The sequence below is a fragment of the Cellulomonas sp. EB106-03-03-XG116 genome, from assembly GCF_058792015.1.
Genome location: NZ_JBYTEP010000009.1, coordinates 55,768 through 70,660 on the forward strand (window position 1 = coordinate 55,768; position 14,893 = coordinate 70,660).

General features: G+C 75.7%; 15 protein-coding genes. 6 read left to right on the forward strand and 9 right to left on the reverse strand.

The window, feature by feature from the left end; genetic code table 11:
• Positions 1 to 74: 74 nt before the first annotated feature.
• Complete coding sequence (locus AC3WUG_RS06080) at positions 75 to 1,487, forward strand: class II fumarate hydratase (RefSeq protein ID WP_492326845.1); 1,413 nt, start codon at positions 75 to 77, stop codon at positions 1,485 to 1,487.
• 60 nt (positions 1,488 to 1,547) lie between these two features.
• On the opposite strand, the gene AC3WUG_RS06085 is transcribed toward AC3WUG_RS06080, so the two are convergent.
• Together AC3WUG_RS06085 and AC3WUG_RS06090 are read right to left on the reverse strand one after the other, a co-directional pair.
• Positions 1,548 to 3,680 carry a methyl-accepting chemotaxis protein gene (locus AC3WUG_RS06085; protein WP_492326846.1) on the reverse strand — a complete coding sequence of 711 codons (2,133 nt, stop codon included), beginning with the start codon at positions 3,678 to 3,680 and terminating at the stop codon, positions 1,548 to 1,550.
• A 206-nt stretch (positions 3,681 to 3,886) separates the two neighbouring features.
• On the reverse strand, positions 3,887 to 4,372 hold the full coding sequence (locus AC3WUG_RS06090) for a MarR family winged helix-turn-helix transcriptional regulator (RefSeq protein WP_492326847.1): 486 nt from the start codon (positions 4,370 to 4,372) through the stop codon (positions 3,887 to 3,889).
• Positions 4,373 to 4,446: 74 nt separating this feature from the next.
• On the opposite strand from AC3WUG_RS06090, the gene AC3WUG_RS06095 reads away from it, so the two are divergent.
• A complete protein-coding gene (locus AC3WUG_RS06095) occupies positions 4,447 to 5,574 on the forward strand; it encodes an FUSC family protein (RefSeq protein WP_492326848.1) in 1,128 nt (375 codons plus the stop codon).
• A 72-nt stretch (positions 5,575 to 5,646) separates the two neighbouring features.
• Here the strand turns inward: AC3WUG_RS06095 and phoH2 are convergent, their stop codons facing one another.
• Positions 5,647 to 6,993, reverse strand: a complete 1,347-nt coding sequence (phoH2, locus tag AC3WUG_RS06100) for an RNA 5'-3' helicase PhoH2 (RefSeq protein ID WP_374225944.1) — start codon at positions 6,991 to 6,993, stop codon at positions 5,647 to 5,649.
• Between the two features lie 291 nt (positions 6,994 to 7,284).
• On the reverse strand, positions 7,285 to 8,046 hold the full coding sequence (locus AC3WUG_RS06105; RefSeq protein ID WP_492326849.1) for an isoprenyl transferase: 762 nt from the start codon (positions 8,044 to 8,046) through the stop codon (positions 7,285 to 7,287).
• A gap of 209 nt (positions 8,047 to 8,255) precedes the next feature.
• On the opposite strand from AC3WUG_RS06105, the gene trhA reads away from it, so the two are divergent.
• Both trhA and AC3WUG_RS06115 read left to right on the forward strand, forming a co-directional pair.
• Positions 8,256 to 8,927, forward strand: a complete 672-nt coding sequence (trhA, locus tag AC3WUG_RS06110) for a PAQR family membrane homeostasis protein TrhA (protein WP_492326850.1) — start codon at positions 8,256 to 8,258, stop codon at positions 8,925 to 8,927.
• A gap of 95 nt (positions 8,928 to 9,022) precedes the next feature.
• The gene (locus tag AC3WUG_RS06115) at positions 9,023 to 9,766 is read left to right on the forward strand and encodes a GTP pyrophosphokinase (RefSeq protein ID WP_492326889.1); all 744 of its coding nucleotides are present in this window, start codon (positions 9,023 to 9,025) and stop codon (positions 9,764 to 9,766) included.
• A 121-nt stretch (positions 9,767 to 9,887) separates the two neighbouring features.
• Here the strand turns inward: AC3WUG_RS06115 and AC3WUG_RS06120 are convergent, their stop codons facing one another.
• From AC3WUG_RS06120 to mca, 3 genes are read right to left on the reverse strand one after another with little or no spacing between them, the layout of a single operon-like run.
• Positions 9,888 to 10,712 carry a carbon-nitrogen hydrolase family protein gene (locus AC3WUG_RS06120; RefSeq protein WP_492326851.1) on the reverse strand — a complete coding sequence of 275 codons (825 nt, stop codon included), beginning with the start codon at positions 10,710 to 10,712 and terminating at the stop codon, positions 9,888 to 9,890.
• Positions 10,709 to 11,068, reverse strand: a complete 360-nt coding sequence (locus tag AC3WUG_RS06125; protein WP_492326852.1) for a hypothetical protein — start codon at positions 11,066 to 11,068, stop codon at positions 10,709 to 10,711. Before AC3WUG_RS06125 ends, AC3WUG_RS06120 begins: the two co-directional genes overlap by 4 nt.
• Positions 11,065 to 11,922 (reverse strand): mycothiol conjugate amidase Mca, encoded by an 858-nt coding sequence (gene mca / locus AC3WUG_RS06130; protein ID WP_492326890.1) that lies wholly within the window; start codon positions 11,920 to 11,922, stop codon positions 11,065 to 11,067. The genes AC3WUG_RS06125 and mca overlap by 4 nt, the downstream gene beginning before the upstream one ends.
• A 133-nt stretch (positions 11,923 to 12,055) precedes the next feature.
• Between mca and AC3WUG_RS06135 the strand changes: the two genes are divergently transcribed.
• On the forward strand, positions 12,056 to 12,460 hold the full coding sequence (locus AC3WUG_RS06135; protein WP_492326853.1) for a DUF4307 domain-containing protein: 405 nt from the start codon (positions 12,056 to 12,058) through the stop codon (positions 12,458 to 12,460).
• Between the two features lie 225 nt (positions 12,461 to 12,685).
• A complete protein-coding gene (gene greA, locus AC3WUG_RS06140) occupies positions 12,686 to 13,174 on the forward strand; it encodes a transcription elongation factor GreA (protein WP_166943209.1) in 489 nt (162 codons plus the stop codon).
• Between the two features lie 76 nt (positions 13,175 to 13,250).
• Here greA and AC3WUG_RS06145 read toward each other — a convergent pair whose 3' ends face one another.
• Both AC3WUG_RS06145 and ilvA read right to left on the reverse strand, forming a co-directional pair.
• A complete protein-coding gene (locus AC3WUG_RS06145) occupies positions 13,251 to 13,484 on the reverse strand; it encodes a hypothetical protein (RefSeq protein WP_492326854.1) in 234 nt (77 codons plus the stop codon).
• Between the two features lie 186 nt (positions 13,485 to 13,670).
• Complete coding sequence (ilvA, locus tag AC3WUG_RS06150; protein WP_492326855.1) at positions 13,671 to 14,876, reverse strand: threonine ammonia-lyase; 1,206 nt, start codon at positions 14,874 to 14,876, stop codon at positions 13,671 to 13,673.
• Positions 14,877 to 14,893 lie beyond the last annotated feature (17 nt).

Sequence of the window (14,893 nt, forward strand, 5' to 3'; positions counted from 1 at the left end):
ACGTGCGCCACCCACGCGGCCCCGCGCGGGGCGTGGACGGGACCGAGGTCCCTGGCGGTGGCAGGATCGGCCGCATGAGCCTGCACGCCGACGACGACGTCCAGTACCGCATCGAGCACGACACGATGGGCGAGGTCCGCGTCCCCGCGGACGCCCTCTACCGCGCGCAGACCCAGCGCGCGGTGGAGAACTTCCCGATCAGCGGGACCGGCCTGGAGCGCGGGCACGTCGCCGCGCTGGCCCGGGTCAAGAAGGCCGCCGCCCTGGCCAACGCCGAGCTCGGCATCCTCGACGCCGCCGTGGCGCGCGCGATCGCCGACGCGGCGGACGAGGTCGCCGACGGCCGGCACGACGCGCACTTCCCGGTCGACGTCTACCAGACCGGGTCCGGCACGTCCTCGAACATGAACATGAACGAGGTGCTCGCGACCCTCGCGTCCCGGTCCCTCGGCGCCGACGTCCACCCCAACGACCACGTCAACGCCTCGCAGTCCTCCAACGACGTCTTCCCGACCTCCGTGCACGTGGCCGCCACCGCCGGCGCGGTCCACGACCTGGTCCCCGCCCTGGAGCACCTCGCCGCCTCGCTGGAGCGGCTCGCCGAGAAGCACGCCGGCGACGTGAAGGCCGGCCGCACGCACCTGATGGACGCGACCCCGGTGACCTTCGGCCAGGAGTTCGGCGGCTACGCGGCCGCCGTGCGCCGGGGCGTCGAGCGGGTGCAGGCGGCGCTCCCCCGGGTGGCGGAGGTCCCGCTCGGCGGCACGGCGGTGGGCACCGGCATCAACACCCCGGCCGGGTTCCCGCAGCGGGTCATCGCCCTGCTCGCGGAGGAGACCGGGCTGCCGCTCACCGAGGCGCGCGACCACTTCGAGGCGCAGGGCGCCCGGGACGGGCTGGTCGAGCTGTCGGGCGCGCTGAAGACCATCGCGGTCAGCCTGACCAAGATCTGCAACGACCTGCGCTGGATGGGCTCCGGCCCGAACACCGGCCTGGGCGAGATCCGCATCCCCGACCTGCAGCCGGGCTCGTCGATCATGCCGGGCAAGGTGAACCCGGTCATCCCGGAGGCCGTGCTCATGGTCGCCGCGCGCGTGGTCGGCAACGACGCCACCGTGGCGTGGGCCGGCGCGAGCGGCTCCTTCGAGCTCAACGTGCAGATCCCGGTCATGGGCCAGGCGGTCCTGGAGTCGGAGCGGCTGCTCGCGGCGGCCTGCCGGGTGCTGGCCGACCGGACCGTCGACGGCATCGAGGTCGTCACGGACCGCGGCGCGGCGTACGCCGGGTCGTCCCCGTCGATCGTCACCCCGCTGAACCGGGTGATCGGCTACGAGGCCGCGGCGAAGATCGCCAAGCACGCGGTGGCGCAGGGCATCACGGTCCGCGAGGCGGTCGTCGACCTCGGCTACGTCGAGCGCGGCGAGGTCACCGAGGAGCAGCTGGACGCGGCGCTCGACCTGCTGAGCATGACCCGCCCGAAGGCCTGACCCCGCACGCGGCGGCGCCGCCGGTCCGGGGCAGGGGGTCCCGGGCCGACGGCGCCTCGCCTAGCGTGCCAGGTCGAACTGCGCTCCGGGCCGGTTCAGCGTGAATTCCTCCGCGCCCCGCGCGAGCTCGGCGGCGACGTCACCCAGGATGATGACGGCCTGCCGCACCTCCGCGGCCCCGTCGAACGCCTGCCCGGCCGCCTGCGCGACGTCCGCGGCGCTGCCGGCGATGTCCGTCGTGCTCTCGGCGGCGACCACGAGGTTGCGCTCGATCTCGGACGTCGTGGCGGTCTGCTCCTCGACCACGGCGGACACCGCGCCCTGCAGCCCGTCGACCGTCGCGACCGCGCGGGAGATCCGGGACACCGACTCCTGCACGTCCGCGGCGTCCCGGGTGACGGCCTCGAGCACCGGTGCGATCGTGCCGATCGCGCTGGAGGTCTGCTGCGCGAGGTCCTTGACCTCGCCGGCCACCACGGCGAACCCGGCGCCGGCGCTGCCCGCGCGGGCCGCCTCGATGCTGGCGTTCAGCGCGAGCAGGTGGGTCTGCCCGGCGATCGTGGTCACGGTGTCCAGGACGGCCGCGATCTGGCCGGTCGACGCCGCGAGCCGGTCCGCCGCCGCGGCGGCCTCGGCGGTCACGCCCACGGCCTGCGCCGCCTCGCCGGAGGCCGCGCTCACGTCCTGCGCCACCGACTCGATGGACGCGCGCATCTCCGTCATCGCCGCGGTGACGGTCTGCACCTCGGTGCTGACGACCGAGGCGGAGCCGGCGGCGCCCTCGGCGCGGGACACGGTGCGGCCCGCGGCCTCCTCCAGCGTCCCCGACGAGCCGTCGAGCCGCCCGGCGGTGCCGCGCACCGCCTCGGCGCCCTCGCGCATCCGGGTGAGCGCGGCGCGCATGGCGTCGATGGCCTCGCCGAGCGCCGCGCCCATGACGCCGATCTCGTCCCGGCCCTCGCCGCGCACCGCGACGGACAGGTCGCGGTCGGCGACCCGGCGCAGCGCGGTGGTGAGCCGGCCGACGCGCGCGACGACCCGCCCGGAGATCCACACCACGAGCGCCACCGCGGCCGCGGCGACCACCAGGCCGACGACCAGCAGGGTCACCATCAGCGTGCTCGCGCCGGACTCGAGCTCCGCGGACACGGCCCGCAGGTCGGCGTCGAAGCCCCACGCGGCGACGGTCCAGCCCCACGGGGCGTACCGGGCGAGCTGCACGGTGGCGGCGCCGGCCTCCCCGAGGTCCACGCGCTCGGTGGCGGTCTCCCCCTCGCCCAGCGCGGCGGCGGCCTCGACCAGCCGGGGCGCGTACGCCTCGCCGTCCGCGTCCACCGCGCCCGCGGCGTCGCCCGCCTGGGCACCCGGCGGCGGGACGACCCACTGCCCGTTCGCGTCCGCGACCGTCAGGTAGCCCGCCTCGCCGACGGCCACCTCGGCCAGCGCGGCGCGCAGCGGGGCGTCGACCTCGGTCTGCGGGACGCCGACGAACAGGCCGCCGACCACCTCGTCGCCCGCCAGCAGCGGGGCGTAGGCGGTGACGAACGGCTGCCCGACGACGGTCGCGGTGCCGTAGTACGGCTGCCCGGACAGCAGCGAGGCGACCACGGCGTTCGGCTTGCCGTCGGCGCCCGTCGCGCCGATCGCGGTGCCGATGACCCGCGCGCCGTCGGCGTTCGTCACGCTCGTCGCGACCCGCAGCATGTCGCCCTCGGCGTTCACCCGCTGGAAGACCGTGACCGGCGCGTCGAGCAGGGTGGTGATGTCGTCGACCACCGGGACCGGAGTCGCCGGGTCGGTGGTGCGGCCGAGCCAGGTGCCGCCGACCTGCAGCCGCGGGAGGTCCACCTCCTCGGTGGCGCCCGTGGTCTGGTCGGTGACGGTCCAGTGCTCGGAGCCGTCGAACGTGAGGGCGCCGGCCTGGGCGAACGTCTCCTGGGCGACCCGGAGGCTCGAGGCCATCCGGTCGGTGACGGTGGCGACCTGGGTCTCGACCAGCGTCACCGCCTGCTGGGTGGTCTGGGTCATCGAGTCGCGCATGAGGCGGTCCACGTCGTCGCCGGCCTGGGAGGCCAGGCCGGTCACCTGCCAGCCGCCGACGGCGGTGAGCAGGGCGGCGGTGACGGCGACGGCACCGGCACCCGTCGCGACGAGCTGAGCGCGCAGGGAGGTGCGCAGTCGGGGCAGGGGCACGGTGGTCTCCTGGGCCGAGGGGCGGGGGGCTCCGACCGCCTGGTGGGCTGCCGGGGTTCCTCGACCCATCGGGGGGACCTCGGTCCCTTGTGAGCGGTCACAGGGGTGGAAACCGGGTGTAGAGCCGCGACTTCACCCGGCGATCGGCCGCGAGCGGGGCGCCGACCTGCTCGGACGACCGGGCGGGCGGCCGCGGGGACTCGCGCTCAGGCCCCGCCCTCGACCCGGACGAGCACCCGGGACAGCAGCGCCGCGAGCGCGTCCGCCTCGTCCGGGCCGAGCGCGCCCAGGGCGTCGGCCTCGCGCGCGAGGTGCTCCGGCATCAGCCGGTCGACGGCGGCGCGACCCTCGTCGGTCAGCTCGAGGAGCACGCCCCGGCGGTCCCGGTGCGGGATCGCGCGGGCCACCAGGCCGGCGCGGACCAGCGTGTCCGCGCGCTTGGTGATCGCGGCCGGGGACGCGGCGGTGATCGTGGACACCTCGGCGGCCCGCAGCGCTCGCCCGGCCCGGCGCAGCGCGCACAGGACGTCGAACTCGCCCCGCGTCAGGTCCGCCTCCGCCAGCGCGGCCTCCGCGCGGGCGTCCAGCAGCGCGGCGATCCGGGTGATCCGCCCGGCCACGGCGATCGGCGCGACGTCGAGCCCCGGCGCCTCGCGCTCCCAGTCCGCGCGCAGGCGGTCCACGCTGTCCACGGCCGCCACCCTACCGAGCGTGAGTTGCTTCACGAATCATTTACCCGTGAACGATTCGGTGGCAGGATCGTGGGGTGCACCGCCTGTCCCTCGCCGCCGCCCTCCTGCACCCGTCCCAGCTCCGCGACGCCCTCCGGCCGCACCGGGGCGGGCCCAGCACCCGGGACTCCCTCGGCGGGGCGCTGCGCTGCGGCGCGAGCGTCGCGCTGGCGTTCCTGCTCGTCGCCGCGATCGGCCGCCACGACCTGGCCGGCTACGCCTCGCTCGGCGCGCTCGCGTCGCTCTACGGGCGGTCCAGCGGGTACGCCTGGCGGCTGCGGCTCATGGCGCTGGTCGGCGGCGCGCTCACGGCGGCCGTGCTGGCGATGTCGGCCCTGGCGGCCGCGGGCGCCGCGGTGGTCGCGGAGCTGGCCGTGCTGACGCTGCTCGCCGCGGGCGCCACGGCCGGGGCGGTGGCGCTGCGCACCGGCCCGCCCGGGGCGACGATCCTGGTGTTCGCGGCGGGCGCCGGCACGGCCGCGGCCGCCGGCGCGGGCGACGTCCTGGCGCGGGGCGTCGCGGTCGCGGGCGGCGCGCTCGTCGCCTGCCTGGTGTGCAACGCCGGCTGGGCGCTCGACCGGCGCCGGGGGCTCCCGACCGAGCCCGCGCCGCGGGTGCGCGACGTCGTGCGCGCCGGCATCGCGGGCGGCGCGACGCTCTCCCCCACCGTCTCGGTCGCGGTGGCCGCCGCGCTCGCCGGGTCCGTCGCGGCCGCCGCCGGCTGGGGCCACCCGGCCTGGGCCGTCATGGGTGCCGCCGCCGTCCTGCAGGGGGCGCACGTCCGGCACATGGGCGTCCGGGCGCTGCAGCGCGCCGCGGGCACCGCCGCGGGCGTGGCGATCGCGCTGCCGCTGCTCGGCGCGCACCTGCCGTTCTGGGCCGTCGCGGCGCTCGTCGTCGTGCTGCAGACCGCCACCGAGCTGGTCGTCGCCCGGCACTACGGGGTCGCGATGCTCACCATCACCCCGATGGCCCTGCTGATGACGTCGCTGGGCGCGCCGCTGGACCCGACCCGGCTGGCGCTGGACCGCGCCCTGGACACGGCCGCCGGCGCGGTGGTCGGCCTGGTCGTGGCGGTCCTGGCGGCCCGCCCGGAGCACGCGGCCCCGCCCCACGCGTCCGCCCCAGCCCCCGCTCCCGGCACCTCGCCGAGCGGGCGGTAGACGCCCCCTCCGGGGCCCGGGAGGCGACACCTGCTGCCCGCTCGGCGACGCGTGGCCGGGCGGCCGCGGCCGTCAGAGCTCGATGCCCTCCAGCATCTCCGTGACCAGGGCCGCGACCGGGGACCGCTCCGAGCGGGTCAGGGTCACGTGCGCGAACAGCGGGTGCCCCTTGAGCGCCTCGATCACCGCCGCGACGCCGTCGTGCCGGCCGACCCGCAGGTTGTCCCGCTGCGCGACGTCGTGCGTCAGCACCACCCGCGAGCTCTGCCCGATCCGGGACAGCACCGTGAGCAGCACGTTCCGCTCCAGGGACTGCGCCTCGTCGACGATCACGAACGCGTCGTGCAGCGACCGCCCGCGGATGTGCGTGAGCGGCAGCACCTCGAGCAGCTCGCGGTCGATGATCTCCTCGACCACCTCGCGGCTGACCACCGCGCTCAGGGTGTCGAACACCGCCTGCGCCCAGGGGTTCATCTTCTCGGCCTCGCTGCCCGGCAGGTAGCCGAGCTCCTGGCCGCCGACCGCGTACAGCGGGCGGAACACCATCACCTTGCGGTGCTGCCGGCGCTCCAGCACGGCCTCGAGGCCGGCGCACAGCGCGAGCGCCGACTTGCCGGTGCCGGCCCGACCGCCCAGCGACACGATGCCGACCTGCTCGTCGAGCAGCAGGTCGATCGCGATGCGCTGCTCCGCGCTGCGGCCGTGCAGGCCGAAGACGTCCTGGTCGCCGCGCACCACCTGCACGTGCTTGTCGGCGGTCACCCGGCCGAGCGCCGAGCCGCGCGGGCTGTGCATCACCAGGCCGGTGTGGGTGAGCAGCGTCGGGGAGTCGGGCAGGTCGGCCAGCGGGAGCGACTCGTGCTCCCACAGGTCGGCCATCTGCTGCTCGGTGAGGTCGAGCGCGTCCATGCCGGTCCAGCCGGAGTCGACGGCGAGCTCGTGCCGGTACTCCTCGGCGCGCAGCCCGATCGCGGACGCCTTGATCCGCATCGGCAGGTCCTTGGAGACGACCGTGACGTCGTGGCCCTCCGCGGCGAGGTTGGCCGCGCACGCGAGGATCCGGGTGTCGTTGTCCCCCAGCCGGAAGCCGGCCGGCAGCACCTCGGGGTTCGTGTGGTTGAGCTCGACCCGCAGCGTGCCGCCCTGCTCCCCGAGCGGGATCGGCGTGTCCAGCCCGCCGTGGGCGACCCGCAGGTCGTCGAGCAGCCGCAGGGCGGCGCGGGCGAAGTAGCCGAGCTCGGCGTGGTGCCGCTTGGCCTCGAGCTCGGTGATCACGACGACGGGGAGCACCACGTCGTGCTCGGCGAACCGCGTGATCGCGCGCGGGTCCGACAGGAGGACGGAGGTGTCGAGGACGTGCGTCCGGCGCCCCTCCGGCTGGTCGGTCGAGGCGGTGGCGGTTCCCAGCTTGCTGACCACGGCAGGCTCCCTCCGGCGCTGCTCAGCGCCGAGTCGGACCCCTCGCGCCGGACCCGCGGGTCCTGCGGCGCTCGGTGACGGGACGAGGGCGGCCGGCCACGGAGGACCAGGACCGGCCCTCCCCCCGGAGCGCGTGCTCCATGGGCTGGCCTCCCGGGGGCGGCGGGTGCCGCCCGTTGCTCCGGACGCTACGCCGCGCCTCCGACACCGCGGCGCGCGCGACACGCCGCGGATGTGATCCGCAACACGATGTTCACCCGGACGTCGCCCCGCCGTGGCCGCCGGCCCGGCTCACTGCCCGTGCCGGCGCTCCCGGGCGGCGTAGTCGCGCACCGCGCGCAGGAAGTCCACCCGCCGGAAGTCCGGCCAGTAGACCTCGCAGAAGTAGTACTCCGAGTGCACCGACTGCCAGAGCATGAAGCCGCCGAGCCGCTGCTCCCCCGAGGTGCGGATCACCAGGTCCGGGTCGGGCTGGCCCTTGGTGTACAGGTGGTCCGCGATGTGCTCGACGTCGAACGTCGCGGCGATGTCGTCGAGCGTCGCGCCCTCGGCCGCGCGCTCGCGGAGGTAGGACCGCACCGCGTCCGCGATCTCCTTCCGGCCGCCGTACCCGATCGCCACGTTCACGTGCAGGCCGCGGACGTCGGCGGTGGCGGACTCCGCGTCCCGCAGCGTGGCGCGGGTGTGCTCGGGGAGCAGGTCCAGCGAGCCGACCGCCTGCAGCCGCCAGCGCCGGGTGGCCGCCAGCTCGCGCACCGCGTCCTCGATGATGCCGAGGAGCGCGTCCAGCTCCTCGGGGTCGCGGCTGAGGTTGTCCGTCGACAGCATCCACAGCGTGACGACCTCGACCCCGACCTCCTCGCCCCAGGCGAGCAGGTCCGCGATCCGGTCCGCGCCGCGCCGGTGGCCGGTCGCGGTCGACTCGCCGAGCTGCCGCGCCCACCGCCGGTTGCCGTCGAGGATCACGCCGACGTGCCGCGGGACCCGGTCGCGGGGCAGCGAGGCGGCGAGGCGGCGCTCGTACAGCCCGTAGAGCGGATGGGGCAGGCGCACGCGCGGGTCTCCTCGTCTGGGCGGTCGGGCGTGCTCACGCTACCGCTCGCCGGGGCGCCGGGACCGCCGGTCGCGCGAGGTCCGAGGGGGAGGATTCGTGCAGGCCCGCGGCGCGCCCGCCGCCACTACCTACGCATCCGTAACCTACGCACTCGTAGGTTAGGCTCGTCCGCGTCGCCGCCCGAGCCCGCCGACAGGGAGGACCCGCCGTGAAGGTCGCCGAGACCGCCGAGCAGATCGCCGACGCCGTCAAGCCCCGGCTGCGGGGCTGGATCCACGCCGGGATGTTCCCGCTCGTCACCGTGGCCTCGGTCGTGCTCGTCGTGCTCGCGCCCACCGCGCCGCTGACGATCGCGTGCGCCGTGTTCGGCGTCGCCGCCATGCTGCTGTTCGGCACCAGCGCGGTCTACCACCGCGGCACCTGGTCCCCGCGCGTCGCCGGGATCCTGCGCCGCATGGACCACACCAACATCTTCCTGGTCATCGCCGGCACCTACACCCCGCTGGCCGTGGCCCTGCTCCCCGCCTCGACCGCGCGCACCCTGCTGATCATCGTGTGGTCGGGCGCGCTGGTCGGGCTGCTCGCGCGGGTGTTCTGGCTCGGCGCCCCGCGATGGGTCTACGTCCCGGTCTACATCGCCCTCGGCTGGGTGGCGGTCTGGTTCCTGCCCGCGTTCTGGCGGGCGCCCACCGGCGGCCCCGAGGTCGTGTGGCTCGTCGCGGGCGGCGGCCTGGCGTACACGCTCGGTGCGCTGGTGTACGGCCTGAAGCGGCCGAACCCGAGCCCCCGCTGGTTCGGGTTCCACGAGATCTTCCACGCGCTCACCGTCGTCGGGTTCACCTGCCACTACGTCGCGGCCGCCCTGGCGGTCCTGCGCTGACCCCCGCTTGGGGCAACTACGGTGGAGGCATGACCGGCACCGTGCACCGCGTCCCCGACCCGTCGGCCCCGGACCGGGCCGTCGCCCCTCCGGCGATGCCCGATCCCGCGGAGCTCCGCGCGCTCATGCGCGACATGCGCCGCCTCGCGCTGACGTACAAGTTCGGCATCGACGAGGTCATGACCAAGATCGCGATCCTGCGCGACGAGTTCCGGCACATGGCCAACTACAACCCGGTCGAGCACGTCGGGAGCCGGCTCAAGTCGTTCGAGTCGATCGTGACCAAGTGCCGCCGCAAGGGCATCCCGCTGACGCCCGACGCCGTCCGGGCGCAGATGTTCGACATCGCCGGCGTCCGGGTGACGTGCTCGTTCGTCTCGGACATCTACCGGGTGCGGGACATGCTCGTCGGCCAGGCCGACCTCACACTGCTGGAGGAGCGCGACTACATCGCGCACCCCAAGGGCAACGGGTACCAGTCGCTGCACCTCATCGTGCAGGTGCCCGTCTACCTGTCCGACCGCGTTGAGCAGGTCGTCGTCGAGATCCAGCTGCGGACCATCGCCATGGACTTCTGGGCGAGCCTCGAGCACAAGATCTACTACAAGTACGACCGGCAGGTGCCCCGGCACCTCACCGACTCCCTCAAGCTCGCGGCGGACGTCGCGGCCCAGCTGGACGCGTCGATGGAGCGGATCCACGACGAGGTGCGCGCGCTCGCCGGCGGCGACGAGCCGGTCGAGCACGCCGAGGCGGTGCTCACGCCGGAGGAGCTGCTCCGGACGTTCTGGCCGTCCCCGGACACCGACCTCGACCCGGAGGGCCGCCCGCGCGGCTGACCGCCGCGTCGCGCCCGGCGTCCCCGCGAGGCGCGTGCGCCGAGGTCGGTGGTTCGCGCCGAGGTCGGCGGCAGGAACCACCGACCTCGGCCAGAAGCACCGACGTCGGCGGACCGACGACTCAGACCGCCGGGACCACGCGGTAGCGGCGGTTCGCCAGCGACGGGTTCGACTCCCGCACCCCGCGCAGCGCCTCGGGGTCGAGGTCGACCGTGCGCAGCTCCGGCTCCTCGCCGAGCTCCAGCCCGACGACGCCGTCCGGGCCGACGACGAGCGACCGCCCGGTGACACCCCGGCCCGCCTGGCCGACCGCCACGACGACCGCGGTGTTCTCGATGGCCCGGGCCGTCGCCAGCGTGCGCCAGTGCTCGGCCTTGAGCGGGCCGGCGGCCCAGGCGGCGGGGACCACCAGCACCTCGGCCCCGGCGTCCACCAGGCGGCGCGCGGACTCGGGGAACCGCAGGTCGTAGCAGGTCAGCACGCCGAGCCGCACGCCCGCGACGTCGAGCGTCAGCGGCGGGGCGTCCGCCGGACCGGGTTCGAGGCGCTCCGACTCGCGGTGCCCGAACGCGTCGTACAGGTGCACCTTGCGGTAGACCCCCGCCAGCGCGCCGTCGGCGTCGACCGCGACCACCGCGTTCACCGCACGCTCGGGGTCGGCGCCGGGCAGGGTCGTGCCGGCCAGCACCGCCACGCCGTCGGCGGCGGCGCGCTCGCGCAGCAGGGACACGAACGGGCCGTCCAGCGGCTCCGCGTGCTCCGGGCCGGTCCCCCGCGGGTCGAAGCCCGAGGCGTACTCCGGCAGCACCAGCACGTCCGCCCGCGCGCGGCGCGCGGTGTCGAACGCCCGGCGGACCACCTCGCGGTTGGCGTCGTGGTCGTCGCTCACCCGGAGCTGGCCGACCGTGACGCGCACCGCCGGGCGGACCGGCGGCGGGGTGCTCACGCGCGACCCCGGGGCGGGGTCGGGCCGGGGCCGTCGGGACGCTCCGGGCCGTCGGTGGCCGGGGCGTCGCCCGCCGCCGGGCCGCCCGGGGCGCCGGCGCCCGCGGCCTCCTCGGCCTCGCGCAGCCGCCGGGCGTTCCGGTCGACGACCCGCAGGTGCCGGACCATCGAGAACGCCAGCAGGATGACCGCCGCCGCGGCGGCGAACGTCACGAGGAACCCGAGCAGCCCGGGCGACGTCTGGTCCTCCGGCGGGATCTCGATGCTCGACGGCGAGGGCGACGGGCTCACCGCCCCGGCGACGGCCCCCCAGCCCTGCAGCAGCGTCCCGTGCGCGACCGCCAGCGCGCCGGTCACGCGAGCACCTCGCGCACACCGGCGAACAGGTCGTCCTCGGGCAGCGTGGTCGGCACCCGCGACTCCGCGAGCTCGAACTCCTCGGTCGGCCACACCTCGAGCTCGAGGTCGCGCGGCATCGCGAAGAAGAAGCCCTCGGGGTCGATCTGGGTGGCGTGCGCCCGCAGGGCGGCGTCCCGCGCGTCGAAGTGCTCGTGCACGTCGACCAGCGTGGTGACCTCGCGCTCCGGGATCTCCCGGGCGGCGCGGGACTCGACCCACTCGCCGAACGGCGACTCCAGGCCGCGCTCGACCATCGCCTCGTGCGCCGCGCGGATCCGGGCCATCGAGAAGCCGTGGTTGTAGTAGAGCTTGAGCGGCTCCCAGGGCTCGCCGGCCCCGCGGTACCGCTCCGGGTCGCCCGCCGCGTGGAACGCCTCGAACGCCACCCGGTGGCACATGATGTGGTCGGGGTGCGGGTAGCCGCCCGTCGGGTCGTACGTCGTGATCACGTGCGGACGGAACTCGCGCACCAGCTCGACCAGCGGGCGGGCCGCCTCCTCCAGCGGCTGCAGGGCGAAGCACCCCTCGGGCAGCGGCGGCAGCGGGTCGCCCTCGGGCAGCCCCGAGTCGACGAAGCCCAGCCAGTGCTGCCGCACCCCGAGCGCGGCGGCCGCCGCGGCCATCTCGACGCGGCGCACGGCGCGCATCTCCTCGATCCCGCCCTCGACGGGCGGGTGGTGCGGGTTCAGCACGTCGCCGCGCTCCCCGCCGGTGCAGGTGACGACGAGGACGTCCACGCCCTCCGCGGCGTACCGGGCGGTGGTCGCCGCCCCCTTGCTCGACTCGTCGTCCGGGTGGGCGTGCACCGCCATCAGGCGCAGCTGCTCGGTCACGGTGTGGTGTCGTCCTCTCCTCGTCGCCGGTACGGCACCCGGCGCGAGACAATGGTCGCACCCCGACGACTCCGCGCGGCCCGCGCGCGACCCGTTCCCCCAGGAGATGACCGTGACGGCGACCCCGACCCCCGCCCCCGAGCTCCCCGCCGGGCGCTACGGGAAGCCCACCGGACCGGGGCGCCGCCGGGCCGGCCGCGTCGCGATGGTCGCGCTCGGCGTCCTGGCCGTGGCGGTCGCCGCCTGGCTCGCGCTCGCCCAGGACGGGCTCAGCTGGAAGGTGGTCGGCTTCAAGGTGGACGGCCCCACCAGCACCCAGCTGACCTTCGACGTCACGAAGGACGCCGACGCCACCGTCTCCTGCCGGGTGCAGGCGCTGTCCGAGTCCTACGCGGAGGTCGGCGTGCAGACCGTCGAGGTCGGCCCGGCGGGCACCGCCACGCAGCGCGTGACGACGACGATCCCGACGACCGAGCTGGCCGTGTCGGCGGTCGTGGAGTCCTGCTCCGCCGCGTGATCGCGCGGCGCGACACGGCGGGACCCGGCCACGCCGGACCCCGCCAGTTGCTATGCTTGCCGATTCATACGCCGCCCCCGGTCCGACGTCGCCCGATGTCGCCGCAGGCCGACGCGACCGCGAGGGAGACGGCATCCCCGTTCATCGCTCGGGCCCGCGCACGCCTGGCCGGGGTCACCGACGGCGCGTCCCGACCGGGCGCGCGACACGCAGGAAGGAGTGGACGTGACCGACACGACGCAGGCCGCCACCTGGCTGACGCAGGAGGCCTACGACCGCCTCAAGGCTGAGCTCGAGCACCTCGAGGGCCCGGGACGAGCCGAGGTCACCGAGCGGATCGCCGCCGCGCGTGACGAGGGCGACCTCAAGGAGAACGGCGGCTACCACGCCGCCCGCGAGGAGCAGGCCAAGCAGGAGGCCCGCATCCGCGAGCTCAAGGAGAAGCTCCGCAACGTCCAGATCGGCACCCCGCCGGACGACGGCGTGGTGGAGCCCGGCATGGTCGTCACCGCCGTGGTCGCCGGGGACGCGATGACGTTCCTGCTCGGCTCGCGCGAGATCGCCGGCAGCGCCGACATCGAGGTGTTCTCCCCGACGTCGCCGCTCGGCGCCTCGATCAACGGCCGCAAGGTCGGCGAGAAGGTGTCCTACACGGCGCCCAACGGCCGCGACATCCCGGTCGAGATCACGGACGCGAAGCCCTTCACCGGCTGACGCACCGCCCGCGACGCGACGAGGGCCCCGACCGGCGATCCGGTCGGGGCCCTCGTGCGTGCGCCGGTCGCGGGCGTCAGACCACGCACTCGCAGACCAGGTTGTACTCGACGACCTGCTCGCCGTCCTCCGGCCGCGCGAACGCCTCGGCCTCCGCGCGGGACGCGAACCGCCGGCCCACGAGCCGCCCGTTGGCGAGCAGCACGCCCACCTCGATCTGCGTGCGGGGGTCGACCCAGCCGTCGGCCGGGTCCGCGGTCGCCGGGGTGGTGGTCGCCGGGGTGGTGGTCGTGGCCGTCGTGCTCGTCACCGTGGTCCCTCTCGTCCGTGCGGGGCCGCACCGGCCCTCGGTGTCCTCAACACCGCGCGGCCCGGGTCCATGCCCGCGCGCCGGGCCCGTCGAGGCGTCGAGTGCCTATCGGACACGTCGAGTGCCTATCCGCGGGATAGGCACTCGACGTGTCGCGTAGGCACTCGACGCAGCGCGCGCCGCGCCTCAGTGCTCCGCGAGGCGGAAGCCGCCGTCGCGGAGGTGCTGCAGCACGCGCGCGCAGTGCTCGGGGCCCTTGGTCTCGACCTGCACCTCGATCTCGACCTCGTCGATCTCGAGGTCCACCCCGGTCCGGACGTGGGACACGTGCATCACGTTGCCGCCGGTCGTCGCGAGCTCGCGCAGCAGCGCCGCCAGCGCGCCCGGGGTGTCGTGCACCCGCACCCGCAGCTGGAGATAGCGACCGGACACGGCGAGGCCGTGCCGGACGACGCGCAGCAGCACCAGCGGGTCGATGTTGCCGCCGGACAGCAGCACGACGACCGGGCCCTCGAGGTCGCCCGGCGGTGCCGCCATCACGGCCGCGACGCCCGCGGCGCCCGAGGGCTCGACCAGCAGCTTGGCGCGCTCGGCGACCAGCAGCAGCGCGCGGGACAGGTCCTCCTCGGACACCGTCCGCACCTCGCACCCGTGCCGCTGGAGCAGCGCGAACGGCACCGCACCGGGCGTGCCGACCGCGATGCCGTCGGCCATCGTGTGCAGCTCGGGCGCCGGCACCGGCTCGCCCGCGACCAGCGACGCCGGGTAGGCCGCGGCCCGGGCCGCCTGCACGCCGATCACGCGCACCTGCGGCGCCAGCTCGGCCACGACGGCCTGGATGCCCGCTGCCAGCCCGCCGCCGCCGAGCGGCACGACGATCGTCCGGACGTCCGGCACCTGCTCGAGGATCTCCAGCGCCAGGGTGCCCTGCCCGGCGACGATGTCCTCGTGGTCGAACGGGTGGATGAGGACCCGGCCGGTGCGCTCGGCCTCGGCGCGCGCGGCGACCAGCGCCTCGTCGACGCTGCGGCCGTGCGGCCGGACCTCCGCGCCGTACTCCTTGGTCGCCGCCACCTTCGGCAGCGCCGCGTCGACCGGCATGTAGACCACCGCGTCGATGCCGAGCAGCTGCGCGGCGAGCGCCACGCCCTGCGCGTGGTTGCCGGCGCTCGCCGCGACGACGCCGCGCGCCTGCTCCTCGGGCGACAGCCGGGCCATCCGCACGTACGCCCCGCGGATCTTGAACGACCCGGCGCGCTGCAGGTTCTCGCACTTGAGCAGCACCGGGGTCCCGGCGATCTGGGACAGGGCGCGGGAGGTCTCCACCGGGGTGCGGGTCGCCACGCCCTGGAGCAGGCGCGCGGCAGCGCGGGCGTCGTCGAGGAAGGTCACCGGTGCATCATTCCCGA